The sequence below is a fragment of the Streptomyces sp. NPDC085481 genome, from assembly GCF_044541845.1.
Lineage (GTDB): Bacteria > Actinomycetota > Actinomycetes > Streptomycetales > Streptomycetaceae > Streptomyces.
This window is the reverse complement of sequence record NZ_JBITTJ010000001.1, coordinates 140,680-164,372: the sequence shown is the minus strand read 5'-3', so window position 1 is coordinate 164,372 and position 23,693 is coordinate 140,680. Positions and strand designations below refer to the sequence as shown.

Annotated in this window: 19 protein-coding genes; 13 read left to right on the top strand and 6 right to left on the bottom strand. The window is 71.7% G+C overall.

All coding sequences use genetic code 11. From position 1 onward, the window contains the following. The first annotated feature begins 40 nt into the window (after positions 1–40). A complete protein-coding gene (locus ACIGEZ_RS00800; RefSeq protein ID WP_399826142.1) occupies positions 41–1,096 on the top strand; it encodes a TerC family protein in 1,056 nt (351 codons plus the stop codon). Between the two features lie 104 nt (positions 1,097–1,200). On the opposite strand, the gene ACIGEZ_RS00795 is transcribed toward ACIGEZ_RS00800, so the two are convergent. The 3 genes from ACIGEZ_RS00795 to ACIGEZ_RS00785 all read right to left on the bottom strand — a co-directional run bounded on the left by ACIGEZ_RS00795 (position 1,201) and on the right by ACIGEZ_RS00785 (position 3,966). After that, on the bottom strand, positions 1,201–2,487 hold the full coding sequence (locus ACIGEZ_RS00795) for an MFS transporter (protein ID WP_399824372.1): 1,287 nt from the start codon (positions 2,485–2,487) through the stop codon (positions 1,201–1,203). Between the two features lie 82 nt (positions 2,488–2,569). Continuing rightward, positions 2,570–3,226, bottom strand: coding sequence for an MBL fold metallo-hydrolase (locus ACIGEZ_RS00790; protein WP_399824371.1), 657 nt, complete (start codon positions 3,224–3,226; stop codon positions 2,570–2,572). 47 nt (positions 3,227–3,273) lie between these two features. After that, positions 3,274–3,966: a maleylpyruvate isomerase family mycothiol-dependent enzyme gene (locus tag ACIGEZ_RS00785; RefSeq protein WP_399824370.1), complete on the bottom strand. Its 693-nt coding sequence runs from the start codon at positions 3,964–3,966 to the stop codon at positions 3,274–3,276. A 213-nt stretch (positions 3,967–4,179) separates the two neighbouring features. Between ACIGEZ_RS00785 and uvrA the strand changes: the two genes are divergently transcribed. Beyond that, complete coding sequence (uvrA, locus tag ACIGEZ_RS00780) at positions 4,180–7,188, top strand: excinuclease ABC subunit UvrA (RefSeq protein WP_399824368.1); 3,009 nt, start codon at positions 4,180–4,182, stop codon at positions 7,186–7,188. 69 nt (positions 7,189–7,257) lie between these two features. On the opposite strand, the gene ACIGEZ_RS00775 is transcribed toward uvrA, so the two are convergent. After that, positions 7,258–8,151, bottom strand: coding sequence for a carbohydrate kinase (locus ACIGEZ_RS00775; RefSeq protein WP_399824365.1), 894 nt, complete (start codon positions 8,149–8,151; stop codon positions 7,258–7,260). 155 nt (positions 8,152–8,306) lie between these two features. Between ACIGEZ_RS00775 and ACIGEZ_RS00770 the strand changes: the two genes are divergently transcribed. Next, positions 8,307–8,732, top strand: coding sequence for a Rieske (2Fe-2S) protein (locus tag ACIGEZ_RS00770; RefSeq protein ID WP_399824363.1), 426 nt, complete (start codon positions 8,307–8,309; stop codon positions 8,730–8,732). Between the two features lie 35 nt (positions 8,733–8,767). Here ACIGEZ_RS00770 and ACIGEZ_RS00765 read toward each other — a convergent pair whose 3' ends face one another. Next, positions 8,768–9,697 carry a hypothetical protein gene (locus tag ACIGEZ_RS00765; protein ID WP_399824362.1) on the bottom strand — a complete coding sequence of 310 codons (930 nt, stop codon included), beginning with the start codon at positions 9,695–9,697 and terminating at the stop codon, positions 8,768–8,770. Between the two features lie 235 nt (positions 9,698–9,932). Between ACIGEZ_RS00765 and ACIGEZ_RS00760 the strand changes: the two genes are divergently transcribed. After that, on the top strand, positions 9,933–10,520 hold the full coding sequence (locus tag ACIGEZ_RS00760; protein ID WP_399824360.1) for a papain-like cysteine protease family protein: 588 nt from the start codon (positions 9,933–9,935) through the stop codon (positions 10,518–10,520). A 5-nt stretch (positions 10,521–10,525) separates the two neighbouring features. Continuing rightward, positions 10,526–11,323 (top strand): hypothetical protein, encoded by a 798-nt coding sequence (locus tag ACIGEZ_RS00755; protein WP_399824358.1) that lies wholly within the window; start codon positions 10,526–10,528, stop codon positions 11,321–11,323. Between the two features lie 89 nt (positions 11,324–11,412). Here ACIGEZ_RS00755 and ACIGEZ_RS00750 read toward each other — a convergent pair whose 3' ends face one another. After that, positions 11,413–12,228, bottom strand: a complete 816-nt coding sequence (locus tag ACIGEZ_RS00750; protein WP_399824357.1) for an SDR family NAD(P)-dependent oxidoreductase — start codon at positions 12,226–12,228, stop codon at positions 11,413–11,415. On the opposite strand from ACIGEZ_RS00750, the gene uvrC reads away from it, so the two are divergent. The 8 genes from uvrC to tpiA all read left to right on the top strand — a co-directional run bounded on the left by uvrC (position 12,227) and on the right by tpiA (position 23,636). Continuing rightward, positions 12,227–14,218, top strand: coding sequence for an excinuclease ABC subunit UvrC (uvrC, locus tag ACIGEZ_RS00745; protein ID WP_399824355.1), 1,992 nt, complete (start codon positions 12,227–12,229; stop codon positions 14,216–14,218). The two genes, ACIGEZ_RS00750 and uvrC, sit on opposite strands and share 2 nt — an antisense overlap. A gap of 53 nt (positions 14,219–14,271) precedes the next feature. After that, positions 14,272–15,177: an RNase adapter RapZ gene (gene rapZ, locus ACIGEZ_RS00740; protein ID WP_399824353.1), complete on the top strand. Its 906-nt coding sequence runs from the start codon at positions 14,272–14,274 to the stop codon at positions 15,175–15,177. Beyond that, on the top strand, positions 15,174–16,196 hold the full coding sequence (gene yvcK, locus ACIGEZ_RS00735) for a uridine diphosphate-N-acetylglucosamine-binding protein YvcK (RefSeq protein ID WP_399824351.1): 1,023 nt from the start codon (positions 15,174–15,176) through the stop codon (positions 16,194–16,196). The genes rapZ and yvcK overlap by 4 nt, the downstream gene beginning before the upstream one ends. Beyond that, entirely contained in the window at positions 16,187–17,176 is a 990-nt protein-coding gene (whiA, locus tag ACIGEZ_RS00730) for a DNA-binding protein WhiA (protein WP_030205188.1), read from the top strand. Before yvcK ends, whiA begins: the two co-directional genes overlap by 10 nt. Positions 17,177–17,329: 153 nt before the next feature. Beyond that, a complete protein-coding gene (locus ACIGEZ_RS00725; RefSeq protein ID WP_399824349.1) occupies positions 17,330–20,278 on the top strand; it encodes a M14 family zinc carboxypeptidase in 2,949 nt (982 codons plus the stop codon). Between the two features lie 247 nt (positions 20,279–20,525). Further along, positions 20,526–21,536: a type I glyceraldehyde-3-phosphate dehydrogenase gene (gene gap, locus ACIGEZ_RS00720; RefSeq protein WP_399824347.1), complete on the top strand. Its 1,011-nt coding sequence runs from the start codon at positions 20,526–20,528 to the stop codon at positions 21,534–21,536. 104 nt (positions 21,537–21,640) lie between these two features. After that, positions 21,641–22,852, top strand: coding sequence for a phosphoglycerate kinase (locus ACIGEZ_RS00715; protein ID WP_399824346.1), 1,212 nt, complete (start codon positions 21,641–21,643; stop codon positions 22,850–22,852). A 7-nt stretch (positions 22,853–22,859) separates the two neighbouring features. Next, complete coding sequence (gene tpiA, locus ACIGEZ_RS00710) at positions 22,860–23,636, top strand: triose-phosphate isomerase (RefSeq protein WP_399824345.1); 777 nt, start codon at positions 22,860–22,862, stop codon at positions 23,634–23,636. Positions 23,637–23,693: the final 57 nt, after the last annotated feature.

The following is a 23,693-nucleotide window of genomic DNA, read 5'->3' as shown; positions in this document are numbered from 1 at the left end:
CGACGACGCTGATCACAAGCCGTACGACGCCGGAGGCGCAGTGGACGTTTCGATGACCCTCTGGGTGCTGACCATTCTCGGTCTTGGCGCCCTGATCGCAGTCGACTTCTTCATCGGGCGCAAGCCCCATGACGTGTCGGTGAAGGAAGCCGGAATCTGGACGGTCGTCTGGATCGTCCTGGCCGTGCTGTTCGGCCTCGGCCTGATGGTGTTCGGCAACAGCCAGGCGTCGGGAGAGTTCTTCGCCGGCTTCATCACGGAGAAGTCGCTCAGCGTCGACAACCTCTTCGTCTTCGTCCTGATCATGGCGAAGTTCGCGGTGCCCTCGCACCTCCAGCAGCGCGTGCTGCTCGTGGGTGTGCTGATCGCCCTGGTGCTCCGCGCGATCTTCATCGCCGCCGGCGCCGCGATCATCTCCAACTTCTCCTGGGTCTTCTACCTCTTCGGCGCGTTCCTGATCTACACCGCCTGGAAGCTCATCCAGGAGGCGCGCGCCGACGACGAGGAGGACGAGTTCGAGGAGAACCGCCTCCTCAAGTCGGTCGAGAAGAAGTTCGGCGTCGCCGACCGCTACCACGGCACCAAGCTCTTCATCCGCAACAACGGCAAGCGGGTGCTGACCCCGCTGATGATCGTCATGCTGGCCATCGGCACCACCGACGTGCTGTTCGCCCTCGACTCCATCCCGGCGATCTTCGGCCTCACCCAGGACCCGTACATCGTCTTCACCGCCAACGCCTTCGCCCTCATGGGTCTGCGCCAGCTGTACTTCCTGATCGGCGGCCTGCTCAAGAAGCTGGTCCACCTCAGCTACGGCCTGTCGGTGATCCTCGGCTTCATCGGCGTGAAGCTGGTGCTGCACGCCCTGCACGAGTCCGGGGTGCACGTCCCCGAGATCTCCATCCCGTTCTCGCTCGCCGTCATCTGCGGTGTCCTGATCATCACCACGATCACCAGCCTCATCGCCTCGAAGAGGCAGGCGGACCGCGAGGCCGCCGAGGGCGGCGACGAGACCAAGGTCGTGGCCGGGGCGGAGGCCGGGTCCGAGACCCGGACCGGGAACGGCGAGACCGAGAAGGACAGCGTCGGGGCCTGACCCCGCGCAGTCGGGGCCCGGCTCCGGCCGGGAACCCGCCGGAACGCCACCAGGGGCCGGTACGGGCGGCACACCGCCGCCCGTACCGGCCCCTGCCGTGTGCCCTACGCGGGCGCCGCCTCCGGCTCCGGGACCACCGCCCGGGCCGGGAGGGTCTCCGGGAGCAGGGCGAAGCAGCCCAGGCTCGCCAGCGCCACCACCGTCAGATACGCCGCCACGCCCCACGGCGGGCCCGAACCGCCCTCCGCGAGCGCGGTCGCGACGATCGGGGTCAGCGCCCCGCCGAGCACGCCCGCCAGGTTGTAGCCGACGGCCGCGCCGGTGCACCGCACCCGGGGCTCGTACAACTCGGGCAGATAGGCGGCGACCACCGAGAACATCGTGATGAACGCCAGCATCGACCCCAGGAAGCCCAGGAACATCAGCAGTGGCCGCCCGGTGTACAGCAGCGCCACCATCGGGAACATCCACAGGGCCGAGGCCGCGCAGCCGGTCAGGCACATGGTCCGGCGTCCGAAGCGGTCGCCGAGCATCGCGGCGAAGGGCGTCACCGCCCCCTTGATCGCGACCGCCGCCATCACACACGTGAGCATCACCGTGCCGGGTACGCCGAGACGCTCGGTGCCGTAGGCCAGGGCCCAGGTCGAGACCGTGTAGAACACGGCGTAGCCGACCGCCAGGGCGCCCGCCGTCAACAGCACGAGCCGCCAGTGCCCCCGGACCACCTCCGTCAGCGGCGCCTTCGCCCGCCGCCCCGAGGCGGCCAGCTCCTCGAACCGGGGCGTCTCCGCCAGCGAGGAACGCAGCAGGAGTCCGGCGGCGGCCAGCAGTCCCGCCGCCCAGAACGGCACCCGCCAGCCCCAGGAGCGGAACGCGGCGTCGCTCAGCCCGGCCGTCAGGGCCAGCATCACGCCGTTCGCGAGCAGGAAGCCGACCGCGGGCCCGATCTGCGGGAAGCTCGCCCACAGCGCCCGCTTGCCCTCCGGGGCGTGCTCGGCGGTGAGCAGCACCGCGCCGCCCCACTCCCCGCCGAGGCCGAGCCCCTGCAGGAAGCGCAGCACGAGCAGCAGGACCGGTGCGGCGATGCCGAGCGTCTCGTACGTGGGGACGAAGCCGACCGCCACGGTGGCGCAGCCGGTCAGCAGCAGCGAGGCGAACAGGACCGGGCGCCGCCCGTGGCGGTCGCCGGCATGGCCGAAGAGGACCGAGCCGAGCGGGCGGGAGAGGAAGCCGACCGCGAAGGTGCCGAAGGCCGCGAGGGTGCCGGCCAGCGGGGAGAAGGTGGGGAAGAAGAGCGGGCCGAGGACGAGGGCCGCGGCCGTGCCGTACACGAAGAAGTCGAAGAACTCGATGGCCGTGCCGGCGAGTGAGGCGGCGGCGAGCCGCCCCATCGACGGAGAGTGACTGTGGTGCATGTGGCGCCAACTACCCGCCGCCCGCCCGGGTTACGGGGGCGTGCGGAGGCGCCCGGGGTCACCAGCCGCGCTCGCGCCACTCCTGAAGGTGCGGGCGCTCGTCGCCGAGCGTGGTGTCCTTGCCGTGCCCCGGGTAGACCCAGGTCTCGTCCGGCAGGGCGTCGAAGAGCTTGGTCTGCACGTCGTGGATCAGGCTCGCGAAGGCCTCCGGGTCCTTCCACGTGTTGCCGACGCCGCCGGGGAACAGGCAGTCGCCGGTGAAGACGTGGGGGTGGCCGTGCGGGTCGTCGTAGACGAGGGCGATCGAGCCGGGCGTGTGCCCGACGAGCCGGCGGGCGGTCAGCTCGACCCGGCCCACCGTGATCGTGTCGCCGTCCTCCACGCGGACGTCGGTGGCGACGGGGATGCCCTCCGCGTCGTACGCCCCCGCGTAGGTGCGCGCGCCGGTGGCGGCGACGACCTCGGCGAGCGCCTGCCAGTGGTCGCCGTGCTGGTGGGTGGTGACGACGGACGCGATGCCGTCGTCACCGATCAGCGTGAGCAGCGTGTCGGCCTCGTTGGCCGCGTCGATCAGCAGCTGCTCGCCGGTCGCCCGGCAGCGCAGCAGATACGCGTTGTTGTCCATCGGGCCGACCGCGACCTTCGAGATCATCAGGCCGGTCAGCTCGTGCACGTCCGCAGGTCCGCCGACCTTCACCGCTCCGCTGTACGTCATGGCCTCAGCCTAGCCCCGGGTGGCGCCCCCCGGGGCGGCAACAGGGGCTACAGCGGCGGGAGCTGGGGGAGCGGGCCACCCTCGGTGACCAGGCGGGCACCCTTGTCGCCACGTCCGGCCAGCCAGCCGAGCAGCTGGTCCAGCGGGCCCGAGACGGTGACGGGGGCTCCCTCGGTGCCGCCGGTCTTCCCGGTGGCCTCGCCGTCGGGGGTCCGCAGGGTCACCGGCGGGACCTCGGGCCGGCCCGACCAGCGGTCGGCGAGGAAGTCGATCTCCCGGCGGAGGAAGTCCTCCGGGAGGTCCGCGAGGTCGTAGCCGGAGCCCAGGTCGACGTGGTGCAGGGCCACCTCGACCCAGCGGCGGAAGGGCACCCGCGCGGCCCGGTCGGTGACGCCGTTGCGGAGCTCCACGGTCCGGTCCCAGTCGGCGGGCTCGCGGCACACCTCGTCGAAGCGGTCGGCGGTGGCGCGCAGGTCGGCGAGCTGGACGTCCAGCGGCCGGCCGGCGCCGGCCTCGATGTCGGCGTCGCGGGTCGCGCCGTCCTTGTACATCGGCAGGCCCTGGAGCACGTTCACCAGGGCGTCGGCGTTACGGGAGAGATGGGCGAGCACGTGGCCGCGGGTCCAGCCGGGAAGCCGTGACGGCGCGGCGAGCGCCGCGTTGTCCCAGGAGGACACGGCGTCGATGAGCCGGTCGGTCGCCTCGCGCACGGAGGCGAGGTCACGCAGATGGTCGATCATGGCGCCGACCCTAGGGGGTTCCGGGCCGGTCCGGCCAGGCCCGTCGGGCCCCGACCAGGCAGGACGCCCCGGCGCCGCCACTCGTTCGGGTGAAGAGGGCGACGGGCCGCCGGAAATCGAATGTGCGTGCTATAGGCTCGGAGGAAGCATCCGGCATCCTTGGTTGTTGGGTGTTCAGGCACATCCGCTCTCTCAAGAAAGGTGCGGACCGGCGTGGCCGACCGTCTCATCGTCCGTGGCGCTCGCGAGCACAACCTCAAGAACGTCTCGCTCGACCTCCCCCGTGACTCCCTCATCGTCTTCACCGGGCTCTCCGGGTCGGGCAAGTCCTCCCTCGCGTTCGACACGATCTTCGCCGAGGGGCAGCGCCGGTACGTCGAGTCGCTCTCCTCCTACGCCCGCCAGTTCCTCGGCCAGATGGACAAGCCGGACGTCGACTTCATCGAAGGTCTGTCGCCCGCCGTCTCCATCGACCAGAAGTCGACCTCGCGCAACCCGCGCTCCACGGTCGGCACCATCACCGAGGTCTACGACTACCTCCGCCTGCTCTTCGCCCGCATCGGCAAGCCGCACTGTCCCGAGTGCCGCCGGCCGATCTCCCGCCAGTCGCCGCAGGCCATCGTCGACAAGGTCCTGGAGCTGCCCGAAGGCAGCCGCTTCCAGGTCCTCTCGCCGCTGGTGCGCGAGCGCAAGGGCGAGTTCGTCGACCTCTTCGCCGACCTCCAGACCAAGGGCTACAGCCGCGCCCGGGTCGACGGCACGACGATCCAGCTCAGCGAGCCGCCGACGCTGAAGAAGCAGGAGAAGCACACCATCGAGGTGGTCGTCGACCGCCTCACCGTGAAGGACAGCGCCAAGCGGCGCCTCACCGACTCCGTGGAGACCGCCCTCGGCCTCTCCGGCGGCATGGTCGTGCTCGACTTCGTCGACCTGGCCGAGGACGACCCCGAGCGCGAGCGGATGTACTCGGAGCACCTCTACTGCCCGTACGACGACCTGTCCTTCGAGGAGCTGGAGCCGCGCTCCTTCTCCTTCAACTCGCCCTTCGGCGCCTGCCCGGACTGCACCGGCATCGGCACCCGCATGGAGGTCGACCCCGAGCTGGTCGTCCCCGACGAGGACAAGTCCCTCGACGAAGGCGCCATCCACCCCTGGTCGCACGGCCACACCAAGGAGTACTTCGGCCGGCTCATCGGCGGCCTCTCCCAGGCCCTCGGCTTCCGCACCGACATCCCGTTCGCCGGGCTGCCGCAGCGGGCCAAGAAGGCCCTGATGTACGGCCACAAGACCCAGGTCGAGGTGCGCTACCGCAACCGGTACGGCCGCGAGCGGGCCTACACCACGCCCGCCTTCGAGGGCGCCGTCTCCTTCGTCAAGCGCCGGCACAGCGAGGCCGAGAGCGACTCGAGCCGCGAGCGCTTCGAGGGCTACATGCGCGAGGTGCCCTGCCCCACCTGTGAGGGCACCCGCCTCAAGCCGATCGTGCTCGCGGTCACCGTGATGGAGAAGTCCATCGCCGAGGTCTCCGCGATGTCGATCAGCGACTGCGCTGACTTCCTGGGCCGGCTCACCCTCAACGCCCGCGACAAGAAGATCGCCGAGCGGGTCCTCAAGGAGGTCAACGAGCGGCTGCGCTTCCTCGTCGACGTCGGCCTCGACTACCTCTCGCTCAACCGGGCCGCCGGCACCCTGTCCGGCGGCGAGGCCCAGCGCATCCGGCTCGCCACCCAGATCGGCTCCGGCCTGGTGGGCGTGCTCTACGTGCTCGACGAGCCGTCCATCGGCCTGCACCAGCGGGACAACCACCGGCTCATCGAGACCCTGGTACGGCTGCGCGACATGGGCAACACGCTCATCGTCGTCGAGCACGACGAGGACACCATCAAGGTGGCCGACTGGGTCGTCGACATCGGCCCCGGCGCCGGCGAGCACGGCGGCAAGGTCGTCCACTCCGGATCCCTGAAGGAGCTCCTCGCCAACGAGGAGTCGATGACCGGGCAGTACCTGTCGGGCCGCAAGGCCATCGGCACCCCGGACATCCGCCGCCCCGTGGACCCCGGCCGCCGCCTCACCGTGCACGGCGCCCGTGAGAACAACCTGCGGGACATCGACGTCTCCTTCCCGCTGGGCGTCCTCACCGCCGTCACCGGCGTCTCCGGCTCCGGCAAGTCGACCCTGGTCAACGACATCCTCTACACCCACCTGGCGCGCGAGCTGAACGGCGCCAGGTCGGTGCCCGGCCGGCACACCCGGGTGGACGGCGACGACCTCGTCGACAAGGTCGTGCACGTCGACCAGTCGCCCATCGGCCGCACCCCGCGGTCCAACCCGGCGACCTACACCGGCGTCTTCGACCACGTCCGCAAGCTCTTCGCGGAGACCATGGAGGCGAAGGTCCGCGGCTATCTGCCCGGCCGCTTCTCCTTCAACGTCAAGGGCGGCCGCTGCGAGAACTGCTCCGGCGACGGCACCATCAAGATCGAGATGAACTTCCTCCCGGACGTCTACGTCCCCTGCGAGGTCTGCCACGGCGCCCGGTACAACCGGGAGACCCTGGAGGTCCACTACAAGGGCAAGTCCATCGCCGAGGTCCTGGACATGCCGATCGAGGAGGCCCTGGGCTTCTTCGAGGCCGTCCCGACCATCGCCCGCCACCTGCGCACCCTCCACGAGGTCGGCCTGGGCTACGTCCGCCTGGGCCAGTCCGCGCCGACCCTCTCCGGCGGCGAGGCCCAGCGCGTCAAGCTCGCCTCCGAGCTCCAGAAGCGCTCCACGGGCCGCACGGTCTACGTCCTGGACGAGCCGACCACGGGCCTCCACTTCGAGGACATCTCGAAGCTGATCAAGGTCCTCTCCGGCCTGGTCGACAAGGGCAACTCGGTGATCGTCATCGAGCACAACCTGGACGTCATCAAGACCGCGGACTGGGTCGTCGACATGGGCCCCGAGGGCGGCAGCGGCGGCGGCCTGGTCGTCGCCGAGGGCACGCCCGAGGAGGTCGCCTCGGTCCCGGCCAGCCACACCGGCAAGTTCCTCCGCGAGATCCTGGGCGCCGACCGCATCAGCGACGCCTCGGTCCCGGCCGCGCCCAGCGCCAGGAAGGCGCCGGCGAAGAAGACCACGGCCACCAAGGCCGCGGCCTCGAAGACGGTCGCCAAGAAGGCCGCGCCCGCCAAGAAGACCGCCGCCAAGAAGGCGACGGCCAGGACCCGCAAGGCCTGACGGTCACGGGCCGGCCCACATGAGCCGGCCCCCACCAGGGGGCGGACCCGCGGCGACGGGGCCGCCCCCTCAGGCATCGCCCAGCTCGTGCCCGTACGGAGGCTCCGCGCCCGCCCGGGTGCAGGTGACCGCCGCCGCCCGGGCCGCGAACGCGAGCAGCCTCCGCCACTCCTCCCGGGTCAGGGAGGCCACCGGGCGGCCTGCGAGACCGTGCAGCAGGGCCGCGTTCACCGTGTCGCCCGCGCCGATCGTGTCCACCACCGGCACCGGCAGGGCCGGGACGGACACCTCGTACCCGCGCGTGAAGACGGTCAGACCCGCGCCGCCCCGGGTGAGGACCACCGCCGCCGGGCCCCGCTCCAGCCACCCGGCCGGAGAACCGCCCAGCCAGGCCGCGTCCTCCTCCGACAGCTTCAGCAGCGAGACGTACGGCAGCCAGCCCGCGAACCGCTCCCGGTAGGCCGCCGGATCCGGGATCAGGCCGGGCCGGATGTTCGGGTCGAGCAGGGTGAAGGCGCCCTCCCGCGACGAGCGCCGCAGCAGCGACTCGTACGCGCTCGCGCCCGGCTCCAGGGCCAGCGAACAGGTCCCGAAGGCGAGTGCCCGCACCCCCTCCGGCAGCCGCTCCGGCAGCGCGAAGAGCCGGTCAGCCGTGCCCTCCACGTAGAAGCCGTAGCGGGCGGAGCCGTCCGGGCCCACCGAGGCCACCGCCAGGGTCGTCGGCTCCGGCCCGCGCTGGACGAGACCGGTCGCCACCCCCGCCGTCCGCAGCCCGTCGAGCAGCGCCTCGCCGAAGGCGTCCGTGGACACCCGCGAGCAGAAGGCCACCTCCGCGCCGATCCGGCCGAGCGCCACCGCCGTGTTGTACGGGCCGCCGCCCGGCCGGGGCAGCAGCGGGGACAGGGGGCCCGCGGCCCCGTCCGGAACCAGGTCGATCAGGGACTCACCGGCGACGACGATCACGCACCGGAACGTAACCCATTCGCCGCCCGTCACGACAGACACCTGCGGCCGGGCAGGGCGTCAACCCGGGCGCGGGGCTCCCAGGACCCGCCGGTATCGTCGATTCGGTCCCCTCTCGGGACGCCTTGTCCCCGATCCGTCACCGTGGAGCGCTCATGTCCGGCCAGTCCACCCGCCGCACCGTCCTCAAAGGCGCCGCCCTCGCCGGGGCCGCCGGGCTGGGTGTCGCCGCCTGCTCCACCGAGTCCAAGCTCGGCCACGCCGAGAACCCGACGCCGACCGCGCCGGTCGCCCTCGGAGCCCCCGACGAGGTCCCCGTCGGCGGCGCCAAGCTCTACCGCGAGCAGCGACTCCTGGTGCACTGCCCGGCCAAGGGCCAGTACAAGGCGTTCAGCGCCCAGTGCACCCACGCCGGCTGCGTCCTCGACAGGATCGAGAACAACCAGGGCAACTGCCCCTGCCACGGCAGCCGCTTCGACGTGACCACCGGCAAGGCGCTCCAGGGGCCGGCGACCGTCCCGCTCCCCGAGGTGCCCGTCCGTGTCGAGAACGGGAAGCTGGTCGCCGGGCCGGAGGCCTGAGGACCCGAGTGCCCAGGACCCGACGGCCTGGACTCCTACGCCCAGTCCCAGTCGATCCCCAGGATCTCCGGGCGCACCCCCTGCTCCACCAGGTGCACCGTGCGGTGCCGGCCGCTCAGCGTCAGCTCGGTCCGGCCACCGCGCGGCGCCCCCGTCGACGCCTGCGCGAACCGCCGGCAGCGCACCGGCAGCGCCGCCTCGTCGAAGGCGACCTGCAGCACGTACTGCCCGCCCGCGAAGCTGAACCCGCGCTGGTACTCCCGGCTCGGACCGCCCGTGCCGTCCTCGAAGCCGTACGAGAAGAAGTACGTCTCGCCGGCCCGCAGCCGCGTGTCGAACAGCAGCTCCGCGACGAGCACCCCGGTCTCCGCGTGCCGCCGCACCCGCCCCGTCCGGCAGTTCTCCGTCGCCCGCACCTCCACCCGGGAGGGGTCGCAGCCCGGGTCGCCCCGGTGGATCGCCAGATAGCGGTCGATGCCGTCCCGGTGCGCCCGCACCACGTGCTGCGAGTCCCGGCCGAGCAGTTCACGCCCCGCCCCGATCCGTACCCGCTCGTGGTGGCCGACCGTGTGCAGCCCGCCGTCCGCCGGGCTCTCCAGCTCGGCGAGCAGCTCCTCGACCACGCCGTGGGCCTCCACGAGAGAGCGGTACGAGCGGGTCGCCGGGCGGTCCACGTCGGCGCGGGCGGCCGTGTCGTCGGCGAGCAGCCGGATCAGCGAGTCGCCCGGCAGCTGGAGCACCTCCTCCAGGGCGCGCACCGCCTTCATCGACTCGGGCCGCTGCGGACGGCGGGCGCCCTGCTGCCAGTAACTGAGGGACGTCACCCCGACCTTGATGCCCCGGTGCGCCAGATGGTGCTGCACCCGCTGGAGCGGCAGCCCGCGCACCGCGAGCGCCGTCCGCAGCGCCAGATGGAACGGGCCGGTGTGCAGCAGTTGCGCCAGATCGGCCTCGGTGTGACTCACGAGGGCTCCTCAGTGAACGTTCACGGCAGGGGAGGCGGAGCACGGTGCCGCCGGGGGCGGACGGGCAGGTGGGCCGGGGAGGGCCGTTCACAGCCGGGTCACACCGTTCACAGCTCGCCGTCACCCCGCATTGAAGCGTGTTGACCGGATCCGGACAACGTCCGATGCTCCAGATCAGCGTCCGGACGCGCTCCTCTCCTCCAACTCCCCACATCCCCACACCGGGAGGAACGCGATGCGCAGTAGAAAGGCCCTCGCGGCGCTCGCCGCGACCGCAGCCCTCTTCCTCGTCCCCGCCCCTTCGGCGTCCGCCGCGCCGACGGGTGAGGACGCCTCGACCCTCGCGTACAAGCGGCTCGGCATCACCATGCAGGCGCAGCAGAAGAACAACTGGTGCTGGGCGGCCGGCGGCAACACCATCGCCACCTGGTTCGGCCGCAACTACAGCCAGAACCAGTTCTGCAACGCCGCCTTCAACCGCCAGCAGGGCTACGACTGCCCCAACTGGCAGGCCACCCTCGGCAATGTCCAGACCGGGCTGAGCTGGGCGGGCATCAACCCCGGCTCGTACGTCGACGGCTGGCTGCGCTACTCGACCGTGCAGACCGAGATCAACGCCGGCCGGCCGGTCGAGACGCGGATCCAGTGGTCGAGCGGCGGCGGTCACATGCATGTGATCTACGGCTACGACGACGCCGACAGCTGGGTGTACTGGGGCGACCCGTGGCCGTCGAACGACCGCTACAACTGGGCCTCGCACGCCTGGTACGTGGACAACAACTCCTTCTCCTGGACCCACTCGCTCTACCGGATCGGGGCGTGACGACGATGAGCACCCCTGTACGTGCCGCGGGCGCCGGCCTGCTGACCGCCGCCGCCCTCGTCGTCCTCGGCGCGCTCCCGGCCGGCGCGGCCGAGCCGCAGCCGACGGCGGCGACCCCCGAGGAGGCGGTCGCCGCGCCGCGGACGCTCGACACGCTCACCCGGTTCTTCGGCCGGGACGCGCAGGGCGCCCGGGCCGGCGCTCTTGCGCGGTCCGCCGGTAAACCCCGGATCGACGGCGCTTCCGTGCCGGTGCGGATCCTCTCGCCCGACTTCGTGGCCGGGAAGCCGGGGGCTCCGGTGGCCCGCGTCGAGTTCCACGCCAGCAAGGCGGTCGCCGCGGACGGGCGGACGGCCTCGCTGTGGACCGTTCGCGGGGCGGGCGGCGGCTGGCAGGTGGTGAACATCGCCACCGGCGACGACGAGCAGCGCTACACCGAGCAGGGGCGGCGGGCGCTGCCCGGCGGGATCGTCTTCCGCGAGCCGCAGATCGACGCCTGGTACGTGCAGAAGGGGCCGAAGGTGCTCCCGCTGGACGAGGACGCCGTACGGGCCGTGGGAAGGAACGGCACCACCCTCGGCGCCTATCGGGACCGGGTCGTCAAGGCGTACGGCGACAAGCTTCCCGGCTCTGCCTACGCCGGGAAGGGGGCGGCGGGCGGCTACGACGCCACGAAGGCCGCCGCTCCCGCGCCCCACGCCGAGCCCGCCGTCTTCACCGCCTCGACGGTGTCCGGTGCGGGCGCTGTGCTGGCGCTCGCCCTCGGGGCCACCGCGGTGCTGCGGCGCCGCCGCTCCCGGTAGGGGGCCGGAGGGGGCCGGGGCCTCCGTGGGGGCCCCGGCCTCCCGCGGAGGCCCCGGGCCCCTCCCCGCCGTCGACGGGCGCGGCGCCGCTATTGCGCCAGGTATCCGCCGTCGACCGGGAGTACCGCCCCCGTCACGAAGGAGGCCTCGTCCGAGGCCAGGAACAGGATCGCGGCGGCCACCTCCTCCGGCTTGCCGAAGCGTTCCATCGGATGGGCGCGGGCGACCGTCTCCAGGTACGCGAGGCCGCCCGGCTCCTCGCGTACCGCGGCCACCCGCTCCGTCTCGATCGTGCCGGGGGCCACCGCGTTCACCCGGATCCCGTGGGCGGCCCACTCCACCGCCAGGTGCTTGGTCAGACCCGTCGCCACGAACTTCGCCGGTCCGTAGACCGCCTGCCGGGCCTGGCCCGCCACGCCCGAGACCGACGAGGTGCACACGATCGCCCCGCCGCCCGTGCCGCGCATCGCCTCGATCGCGTACTTGCAGGTCAGGAACATGCCACGGCCGTCGACGGCCATGACCGTGTCGAAGTCGTGGGCGCTCGCCTCGGTGACGTCGAGCAGCGGGATCACCCCGGCGTTCGCCACCAGGACGTCGAGCCGGCCGAAACGGTCCACCGCCGTGGCGATCATGCGCCGGGCGTCTTCCTCCTTGGATACGTCGCCGGTCACCGTCACCATGCCGTGGCCGAGTGTGCCGAGGCGCTCCGCGTTCACGTCCGTCGCCACCACGCGGGCGCCCTCCGCCGCGAAGCGCAGCGCTGTCGCCCGCCCGATTCCGCCGGCCGCGCCCGTGATCACGCACACCCGGTCCGCCAGCCGCCCTGAGGTCTCGTTCACCATGTCCGGCCAACGAGCGCGCGCGGCCGGAGTGTCGGTCCCCGCCAGTAGGGTGGGAGCCATGGCCGACCCCTCCAGCTACCGCCCCAAGCCGGGGCAGATCCCCGACACGCCGGGGGTCTACAAATTCCGCGACGAGCACCGCCGGGTGATCTACGTCGGGAAGGCGAAGTCCCTGCGTCAGCGGCTGGCGAACTACTTCCAGCCGGTCGCGAGCCTGCACCCGCGCACGGCGACGATGGTGACCACGGCCGCCTCCGTGGAGTGGACGGTCGTCTCGACCGAGGTCGAGGCGTTGCAGCTGGAGTACTCCTGGATCAAGGAGTACGACCCCCGGTTCAACGTGAAGTACCGGGACGACAAGAGCTACCCGTACCTCGCGGTCACGCTCGACGAGGAGTTCCCCCGCGTCCAGGTCATGCGCGGGCACAAGAAGAAGGGCGTGCGCTATTTCGGGCCGTACGCGCACGCCTGGGCGATCCGCGAGACCGTCGACCTGATGCTGCGGGTCTTCCCGGTGCGTACGTGCTCCGCGGGCGTCTTCCGCAACGCCGCCTCCGCCGGCCGCCCCTGCCTGCTGGGCTACATCGGGAAGTGCTCGGCGCCCTGTGTCGGCCGGGTCGGCCCCGAGGAGCACCGCGAACTGGCCGAGGAGTTCTGCGACTTCATGGCCGGCCGCACCGGCACGTACATCCGCCGCCTGGAGAAGCAGATGATGCTCGCGGCCGAGGACATGGAGTACGAGAAGGCCGCCCGGCTGCGCGACGACATAGAGGCGCTGCGCAAGGCCATGGAGAAGAACGCGGTGGTGCTCGCCGACGCCACCGACGCCGATCTGATCGCGCTCGCCGAGGACGAGCTGGAGGCCGCCGTCCAGATCTTCCACGTCCGCGGCGGCCGGGTCCGCGGCCAGCGCGGCTGGGTCACCGACAAGGTCGAGGCGGTCGACACCGCCGGGCTCGTCGAGCACGCCCTCCAGCAGCTGTACGGCGAGGAGAGCGGCGACGCGGTCCCCAAGGAGGTGCTCGTCCCCGCCCTGCCCGAGGACGCGGCCGCCGTCACCCAGTGGCTCACCGGCCGGCGGGGTTCCCACGTCTCGCTGCGCATCCCGCAGCGCGGCGACAAGAAGGACCTCATGGAGACCGTCGCGCGCAACGCGCAGCAGTCGCTCGTGCTGCACAAGACCAAGCGGGCCAGCGACCTGACCACCCGCTCGCGGGCGCTCGAGGAGATCGCCGACGCCCTGGAGCTCGACTCGGCGCCGCTGCGCATCGAGTGCTTCGACATCTCGCACCTCCAGGGCGAGGACGTCGTGGCCTCCATGGTCGTCTTCGAGGACGGGCTGCCCCGCAAGAGCGAGTACCGCCGCTTCCAGATCAAGGGCTTCGAGGGCCAGGACGACGTCCGGTCCATGCACGAGGTGATCAGCCGCCGCTTCAAGCGCTACCTCGCCGAGAAGGAGAAGACCGGCGAGTGGGTGGACGGCGAGGTCCCGGCGGAGCCCGGGGCCGAGGGGCGCGAGGACGACGGCCGGCCCAAGCGCTTCGCCTACCCGCCGCAGCTCGTGGTCGTCGACGGCGGGCAGCCGCAGGTCGCCGCCGCCCGGCGGGCCCTGGACGAGCTCGGCATCGACGACATCGCCGTCTGCGGCCTCGCCAAGCGCCTGGAGGAGGTGTGGCTGCCCGGCGACGACGACCCGGTCGTGCTGCCCCGCTCCAGCGAGGGCCTGTACCTCCTTCAGCGGGTACGTGACACGGCTCACGACTTCGCCATCCGCTACCAGCGGTCCAAGCGGAACAAGCGCATCCGCAGCAGCCCCCTGGACGCGATCCCAGGCCTGGGAGACACCCGCAAACAGGCGCTCATCAAGCATTTCGGCTCGGTCAAACGGCTCCGGCAGGCGACAATCGAGCAGATCTGCGAGGTCCCCGGCATGGGCCGCAAGACGGCCGAGGCCGTGGCGGTGGCCCTCGCGCAGGCGGCCCCGGCCGCGCCCGCCGTGAACACGGCAACAGGAGAGATCATGGAAGACGACGGGGGCACGACGGCATGACCACGCACGACCAGCACGACGAGCAGCACGAGAATGAAGACGGAGCGCCAGACATGGACACGGGCACGACGGAGCCCGCCGGCGACAACGCCGACGCGGCCATCCCCGAACTGGTGATCATCTCCGGCATGTCCGGCGCCGGCCGGTCCACCGCGGCGAAGTGCCTGGAGGACCTCGGCTGGTTCGTCGTCGACAACCTGCCGCCCGCGCTGATCCCCACCATGGTGGAGCTCGGCGCCCGCTCCCAGGGCAACGTCGCCCGGATCGCGGTCGTCGTCGACGTCCGCGGCCGGCAGTTCTTCGACAACCTCAAGGACTCCCTCGCCGACCTCGACGCCAAGCAGGTCACCCGCCGGATCGTGTTCCTGGAGTCCTCCGACGACGCCCTGGTCCGGCGCTTCGAGTCGGTCCGCCGCCCGCACCCGCTCCAGGGCGACGGCCGCATCGTCGACGGCATCGCCGCCGAGCGCGACCTGCTGCGCGAGCTGCGCGGCGACGCGGACCTGGTGATCGACACCTCCAGCCTCAACGTCCACGAGCTGCGCGCCAAGATGGACGCCCAGTTCGCCGGCGACGAGGAGCCCGAGCTGCGGGCCACCGTGATGTCCTTCGGCTTCAAGTACGGCCTGCCCGTCGACGCCGACCTCGTCGTCGACATGCGCTTCCTGCCCAACCCGCACTGGGTCCCGGAGCTGCGCCCGTTCACCGGCCTGAACGAGGAGGTCGCCAACTACGTCTACAACCAGCCCGGCGCCAAGGAGTTCCTGGACCGCTACACCGAGCTGCTCCAGCTGATCGCCGCCGGCTACCGCCGCGAGGGCAAGCGGTACGTGACGATCGCCGTCGGCTGCACCGGCGGCAAGCACCGCTCGGTGGCCACCGCCGAGAAGCTGGCCGCCCGGCTCGCCTCGGAGGGCGTGGAGACCGTCGTCGTCCACCGGGACATGGGGCGCGAGTGAGGCCGTACCGCCGGCGCACCTCCACCCTCTCGGTGCGTACGCTCCGCAGGCGCGGCGCCCAGCCGAAGGTGGTCGCGCTGGGCGGCGGCATGGGCCTGTCCGCCTCCCTCGCCGCCCTGCGCCGGATCACCGGCGACCTGACCGCCGTGGTCACCGTCGCCGACGACGGGGGCTCCAGCGGCCGGCTCCGCGAGGAGCTGGGCGTGCTGCCCCCGGGTGACCTGCGCAAGGCGCTCGCGGCGCTGTGCGGCGACGACGACTGGGGCCAGACGTGGGCCCGGGTGATCCAGCACCGCTTCCAGTCCAAGGGCGAGATGCACGGTCACGCGGTCGGCAACCTGCTGATCGTCGCCCTCTGGGAGCAGCTCGGCGACCCCGTGCAGGCCCTGGACCTGGTCGGCCGCCTGCTCGGCGCGCACGGCCGGGTGCTGCCCATGTCCGCCGTACCGCTGGAGCTCCAGGCCCTGGTCAGGGGCCACGACCCGGCCCGCCCGCACGACGTGGACACCGTACGGGGCCAGGCCACCGTGGCGCTCACCCCCGGCGAGGTGCAGTCCGTGCACCTGGTGCCGGCCGACCCGCCGGCCGTCCCCGAGGCGGTCGCCGCGGTCCTGGACGCCGACTGGGTGGTGCTCGGCCCGGGCTCCTGGTTCTCCTCGGTCATCCCGCACCTGCTCGTGCCGGAACTGCTCGACGCCCTGATGGAGACGAAGGCCCGCCGGGTGCTCTCGCTGAACCTCGCGCCGCAGCCCGGAGAAACCGAGGGCTTCTCCCCGCAGCGTCATTTGGAGGTTTTGGCACGACACGCCCCTAAACTCGCCCTGGACGTGGTGCTGGCCGACGAGGCCGCCGTGCCCGACCGCGAGTCCCTCGCCGATGCCGCCAAGCGGCTCGGCGCCGCGGTCGAGCTGGCGCCGGTGGCCAGGCCCGACGGTGCTCCGAAGCATGATCCGGAGCTGTTGGCCGCCGCGTACGACCGTATTTTTCGGATGCATGGAAGGATCGGCCCATGGCGATGACGGCAGCGGTGAAGGACGAGATCTCCCGGCTCCCCGTCACCCGGACCTGCTGCAGGAAGGCCGAGGTCTCGTCGATCCTGCGGTTCGCGGGCGGGCTGCACCTGGTGAGCGGCCGGATCGTGATCGAGGCGGAGCTGGACACGGCGATGGCGGCCCGCCGGCTCAAGCGGGACATCCTGGAGATCTTCGGGCACAGCTCCGAGCTGATCGTGATGGCCCCGGGCGGGCTGCGCCGCGGTTCGCGCTTCGTCGTCCGGGTGGTCGCGGGCGGTGACCAGCTGGCGCGGCAGACCGGCCTCGTGGACGGCCGCGGCCGCCCCATCCGTGGCCTGCCCCCGCAGGTCGTCTCCGGTGCCACCTGCGACGCCGAGGCGGCCTGGCGCGGTGCCTTCCTGGCGCACGGCTCGCTGACCGAGCCGGGCCGCTCCTCCTCCCTGGAGGTCACCTGCCCCGGCCCGGAGGCCGCGCTCGCCCTGGTCGGCGCCGCCCGGCGGCTGTCCATCGCCGCCAAGGCCCGCGAGGTACGGGGTGTGGACCGGGTGGTGGTCCGCGACGGTGACGCCATCGGCGCCCTGCTGACCCGGCTCGGCGCGCACGAGTCGGTGCTCGCCTGGGAGGAGCGGCGGATGCGGCGCGAGGTCCGCGCCACCGCCAACCGGCTGGCCAACTTCGACGACGCCAACCTGCGCCGCTCGGCCCGGGCCGCGGTCGCCGCGGGCGCCCGGGTGCAGCGGGCCCTGGAGATCCTGGGCGAGGAGGTGCCCGAGCACCTCGCCGCCGCCGGCCGGCTGCGCATGGAGCACAAGCAGGCCTCCCTGGAGGAGCTGGGCGCGCTCGCCGACCCCCCGCTGACCAAGGACGCGGTGGCCGGCCGGATCCGCCGGCTGCTCGCCATGGCCGACAAGCGGGCGCAGGACCTGGGCATCCCCGGGACCGAGTCCAACCTGACCGAGGAGCTGGACGACAGCCTGGTCGGCTGACCTGCCCGGAACCCCCGATTCCCCGCTGCCGGTGCCTTTCTGAGGCGCCGGCAGCTCCTTTTCGACGCGCCGCAGGCACTCTTGACACCCCCATGAGCCCCCACGAGCCTGGCGTCTGTTCACTTTCGTGGCAGACAACAGCAAGGGGGGCTTATGAGACGCAGAGCGGGATCGATCCTCGCCGCGGCTTCACTGCTGATCGCGGGACTCGCGGCCGCGCCGGCCGCCGGAGCACGGCCGGGCGGCGACGAGGGCGACACCCTCTCCGTGTGGCGCGCGAAGGTCACCAAGGAGCAGGTTCCGCTGCTGCTCCAGGCCGGCACCGACGCTCACGAACTGACCGAACAGGTGCCCGCGAAGGGCACCGCCACCGTCGAGCTCTACCTCACCGCGGAGCAGGCCGGGCAGCTGCGCGGCCAGGGCGTCGAGCTCGCCGCGCACACCCTGAGCGACGGGGCCGCGAAACGGGTCGCGGGCGCCGGGGACGGCGTCTTCCGCCCGTACGGCGGCAAGGGCGGCCTCAAGCAGGAGATCCTGGACACCGCCAAGGCCCACCCGGGCCTCACCAAGGTCGTCTCCATCGGCAGGACCCTCAAGGGCCAGGACATCCTCGCCCTCAAGATCAGCAAGGGCGCCGCCAAGGCGAAGGACGGCAGCAGGCCCGCCACGCTGTACATGTCCAACCAGCACGCCCGCGAGTGGATCACCCCCGAGATGACCCGGCGGCTGATGCACTACTACCTCGACGGCTACGGCAAGGACGCCCGGGTCACCGGCCTGGTCGACACCACCGAGCTGTGGTTCGTGCTCTCCGCCAACCCCGACGGCTACGACTTCACCCACGCCGACCCCGACAACCGCCAGTGGCGCAAGAACCTGCGCGACAACGACGGCGACGGCCGCACCGGGCCCGGCGACGGCGTCGACCTCAACCGCAACTTCGCCTACAAGTGGGGCTACGACGACGAGGGTTCGTCACCCTCCCCCGACAGCGAGACCTACCGCGGCAGCCGCGCCATGTCCGAGCCGGAGACCCGCGCCCTGGACGCCTTCGAGAAGCGCGTCGGCTTCCGCTACGGCGTCAACTACCACTCCGCCGCCCAGCTCCTGCTGTACGGAGTCGGCTGGCAGGTCGCCACCGACACCCCGGACGACGTGGCCCTCAAGGCGCTCGCCGGCACCCCGCAGAAGCCCGCGATCCCCGGCTACCGCCCACAGGTCTCCTCCGAGCTCTACATCACCAACGGCGAGGCCGACGGCCACGCCGCCAACGTCAACGGGATGCAGATGTTCACCCCGGAGATGTCGACCTGCGCCACCGCCTCCCGCGTCGACCCGAACGACGCCTGGGACCCCGCCGACTGCGCCTCCGTCTTCACCTTCCCCGACGACGAGAAGCTGATCCAGGCCGAGTTCGCCAAGAACGTCCCCTTCGCGCTCGCCGTCGCCGAGACCGCCGCCCACCCGGACCGGCCCGTCTCCCCGGTCGGCATCGAGGCCCCCGACCTCACCCCGGACACCTTCGCGACCTCGTACGCCGGCGGCGGCGACCAGGAGGTCTCCGTCACCGCCCGCAAGGCGCTGCGGAACAAGACCCTCAACTACCGGATCAACGGCGGCCGCACCCACCACGAGGGCCTCACGCCCTGGAGGGGCGGCGAGACCTACGGCGGCGAGGACAACCTGTACTTCGACCAGTACCGCGCCGAGGTCGGGGGCGCCCGGCCCGGCGACCGGGTCGAGGTCTGGTTCTCCGCCCGCACCCGCGAGGGCAGGGCCACCGCGTCCGCCCCGTTCACCTACACCGTGGCCGAGCGGCCCCGCGGCGACGTCCTCGTCCTCGCCGAGGAGGGCGGCACCGCCGCCGCGCAGCACGCCGGCGCCTATGTGAAGGCGCTCGCCGCGAACGGCCGCAGGGCCGCCGTCTGGGACGTCGCCACCCAGGGCGCCCCGCACGCCCTCGGCGTACTGAGCCACTTCCGTACCGTCGTCTGGTACTCCGGCGCCGAGGAGCCCTCCGGCTCCGTGCTGCTCGCCGTGCGCGCCTACCTCAACGAGGGCGGCAAGCTGATCAACGCGGGCGAGAAGTCCGGCGGCCTGGTCACGGTCGGCCGGGCCCAGTCCAACGACTTCGCCCAGTACTACCTCGGCGCCTACCGCCGCACCGGACTCAGCGCCCCGCCCTTGTTCGCCGGCGGCGGCCGCCTCGGCGGCAGCGGCGCGAGCCTCGGCCCCGCGGCCGGCAACCCGCTCGACAACGCGGGTGCCTACACCGTCACCTCCGACACCCTCGAGCCCGACCGCTTCCCGCAGTTCGCGAGCAGCGCCGCGGCCGGCGACTTCCCCGGCATCCGCACCCCCTTCGAGCCGTACGAGGGCAGCCGCTTCGCGGCCCTGCGCCACACCGACGGCACCTGGGGGCGGCTCAGCCGGACCGTGGACCTCACCGGCACCGACGCCGCCGCGCGGCCGAACCTGACCTTCCAGGTCAGCTACGACACCGAGCCCGGCTACGACAACCTGGTCGTCGAGGCCCGCACCGCGGGCCAGGACGACTGGACCACCCTGCCCGACGCCAACGGCGGCACCTCCGCCGAACCGCCCGCCGACTGCGGCGAGGGCTACTACGTCCGCGACCACCCCTTCCTCGGCCACTACCTCACCGTCGGCCAGGACGACTGCACCGCCACCGGCACCAGCGGCGCCTGGAACGCCTTCACCGGCCCCTCCAACGGCTGGCGGCAGGCGAGGGTCGACCTCAGCGGCTACGCCGGGAAGCAGGTCGAGCTGGCGATCTCGTACATCTCCGACCCCGGCACCGGCGAGACGGGCGCCTTCGTCGACGACCTGCGCCTGACCACCGGGTCCGGCACCGACACCGAGGGCTTCGAGACCGGCACCGGCAGCTGGTCCGTACCGGGACCGCCGGCCGGAAGTCCCGGAAACGGCAGCGACTGGACCTCTTCCGAAGCGCTGTTCCATTCCCAGGCCGCGGTCACCACCCGTGACACCGTCCTGTTCGGCTTCGGCCTGGAACACGTCCCGAATACGACGGAACGGGCGGCTCTGCTCGGAAAGGCCCTTAATTCGCTCCGACGCTGAATGCGGCGCTCAGTCGAGCGCCGAATTCGGTGACTCAGCGTAATGAGACCCAAGGTCCCCCGAGGGCCCTTACCCGTTGGTAGGCAAGGGCTGTCGGCCTTTTTCCCGCACTTTCCGGGCGTGTACGGCTGCACTGGATGTCACGCCCGGCCATCGGGAGAGGTAGGGTCGTAAGCGGTCGGGGACATCCCAAAAGAGAAGCTCGCCGGGCGTCGAAACCCGGCGTACCTAACGAGGAGATCGGTTCGTGACGATCCGCGTAGGCATCAACGGCTTTGGCCGTATCGGTCGCAACTACTTCCGCGCGCTCCTTGAGCAGGGTGCCGACATCGAGATCGTGGCTGTCAACGACCTGGGTGACACCGCGACCACCGCACACCTGCTGAAGTACGACACCATCCTGGGCCGCCTCAAGGCCGAGGTGACCCACACCGCCGACACCATCACCGTCGACGGCCACACCATCAAGGTGCTGTCCGAGCGCAACCCGGCCGACATCCCCTGGGGAGAGCTGGGCGTCGACATCGTCATCGAGTCGACCGGCATCTTCACCAAGCGCGCCGACGCCGCCAAGCACCTCGCCGGCGGCGCCAAGAAGGTCCTCATCTCGGCTCCGGCCTCCGACGAGGACATCACCATCGTCATGGGTGTCAACCAGGACAAGTACGAGCCGGCGAAGCACGACGTCATCTCGAACGCCTCCTGCACCACCAACTGTGTCGCGCCGATGGCCAAGGTCCTCGACGAGAACTTCGGCATCGTCAAGGGCCTGATGACCACGGTCCACGCGTACACCAACGACCAGCGCATCCTGGACTTCCCGCACAAGGACCTGCGCCGCGCCCGCGCCGCCGCGGAGAACATCATCCCGACCACGACCGGTGCCGCCAAGGCCACCGCCCTGGTCCTCCCGCAGCTCAAGGGCAAGCTCGACGGCATCGCGATGCGCGTCCCGGTCCCCACCGGCTCCGCCACCGACCTCGTCGTCACCCTCGACCGCGAGGTCACCAAGGACGAGGTCAACGCCGCGTTCAAGAAGGCCGCCGACGACGGCGACCTCAAGGGCATCCTGTTCTACACCGAGGACCCGATCGTGTCCTCGGACATCGTGAGTGACCCGGCTTCCTGCACCTTCGACGCCTCTCTGACCATGGTCCAGGAAGGCAACACGGTGAAGATCCTGGGTTGGTACGACAACGAGTGGGGCTACTCCAACCGTCTCGTCGACCTCACCGTCTTCGTCGGCGGCCAGCTCTAAGCTTCAGGGCGGGCTTTCGATGTGAGCAGGGCTCGGGCAGCGCAACGCCGCGCTGTGCGAGCCCTGTTTGTGTGCTCCACCGCGTACCAAGGAGTCTGTGACAGATGAAGACGATCGACGAGCTTCTCGCCGAGGGCGTCTCCGGCAAGCGGGTGTTCGTCCGCGCCGACCTCAACGTGCCGCTCGACGGCACCACCATCACCGACGACGGCCGCATCCGCGCCGTCGTCCCCACGGTCAGGGCGCTCGCCGACGCGGGTGCCCGCGTCGTGGTCGCCTCGCACCTGGGCCGCCCCAAGGGCGCCCCGGACCCGGCGTTCTCACTCGCCCCGGCCGCGCAGCGCCTCGGCGAGCTGCTGGGTGCCGATGTGGCGTTCGCGACCGACACCGTGGGCGAGTCCGCCCAGGCGGTCGTCGCGGGCCTCGCCGACGGCCGGGTGGCCGTCGTCGAGAACCTGCGCTTCAACGCCGGCGAGACCAGCAAGGACGACGCCGAGCGCGGAGCCTTCGCGGACCGGCTGGCCGCCCTCGCCGACGTCTACGTCGGCGACGGCTTCGGTGCCGTGCACCGCAAGCACGCCTCGGTCTTCGACCTCCCGGCGCGCCTGCCGCACGCCGCGGGCTTCCTGATCGCCACCGAGGTCGGTGTCCTGAAGAAGCTCACCGACGACGTCAAGCGGCCGTACGTGGTCGTCCTCGGCGGCGCCAAGGTCTCCGACAAGCTCGGTGTGATCGACCACCTCCTGGAGAAGGCCGACCGCATCCTGATCGGCGGCGGCATGGCGTACACCTTCCTCAAGGCCCAGGGCCACGAGGTCGGCATCTCGCTGCTGCAGAAGGACCAGATCCCGGCCTGCCTGGAGTACCTGGAGCGCGCCAAGGAGCGCGGCGTGGAGTTCGTGCTCCCCGTCGACGTGCTGGTCTCGGCCGACTTCCCGGACCTGAAGACCAAGGCCCCGGCCAACCCGACCACGGTCGCCGCGACTGCCATCCCGGCCACCGAGGAGGGCCTGGACATCGGTCCGGAGACCCGCAAGCTGTACGCATCGAAGCTCGCCGACGCCGCCACCGTCTTCTGGAACGGCCCCATGGGCGTCTTCGAGCACCCCGACTACGCCGAGGGCACCAAGGCCGTCGCCCAGGCGCTCGTCGACTCCCCGGCCTTCACGGTCGTCGGTGGTGGCGACTCCGCCGCCGCCGTCCGCATCCTGGGCTTCGACGAGAACGCATTCGGCCACATCTCGACCGGCGGCGGCGCCTCCCTCGAATACCTCGAGGGCAAGACGCTGCCCGGCCTCGCCGCACTGGAGGACTGACCTTTCCATGAGCACCCGCACCCCGCTGATGGCGGGCAACTGGAAGATGAACCTCAACCACCTCGAGGCCATCGCCCACGTCCAGAAGCTCGCCTTCGCGCTGACCGACAAGGACTACGACGCCGTCGAGGTCGCGGTCCTCGTACCCTTCACCGACCTGCGCTCCGTGCAGACGCTGGTCGACGGCGACAAGCTCAAGATCAAGTACGGCGCCCAGGACATCTCGGCGCACGACTCCGGCGCGTACACCGGTGAGATCTCGGGCCCGATGCTGGCCAAGCTGAAGTGCGCCTTCGTGGCCGTCGGCCACTCGGAGCGCCGCCAGTACCACGCCGAGACCGACGAGGTCTGCAACGCCAAGGTGAAGGCCGCCTACAAGCACGGCGTGACCCCGATCCTGTGCGTCGGCGAGGAGCTGGAGGTCCGCGAGGCCGGCAACGCCGTCGCCCACACCCTGGCCCAGGTCGAGGGCGGTCTGAAGGACGTCCCGGCCGAGCAGGCCGAGTCCGTCGTGATCGCCTACGAGCCCGTCTGGGCCATCGGCACCGGCAAGGTCTGCGGCGCCGAGGACGCCCAGGAGGTCTGCGCGGCCATCCGCGGCAAGCTCGCCGAGCTGTACTCGCAGGAGCTGGCCGACAAGGTCCGCATCCAGTACGGCGGCTCCGTGAAGGGCGGCAACGTCGCCGAGATCATGGCGCAGGCCGACATCGACGGCGCCCTGGTCGGCGGTGCCTCGCTGGACACCGACGAGTTCGTCAAGATCGTCCGCTTCCGCGACCAGTGACGCGACCGGTGAGTATGCCGTAGCGACGATCCGTCGTACCCTTGCGGGGGTCGGGCA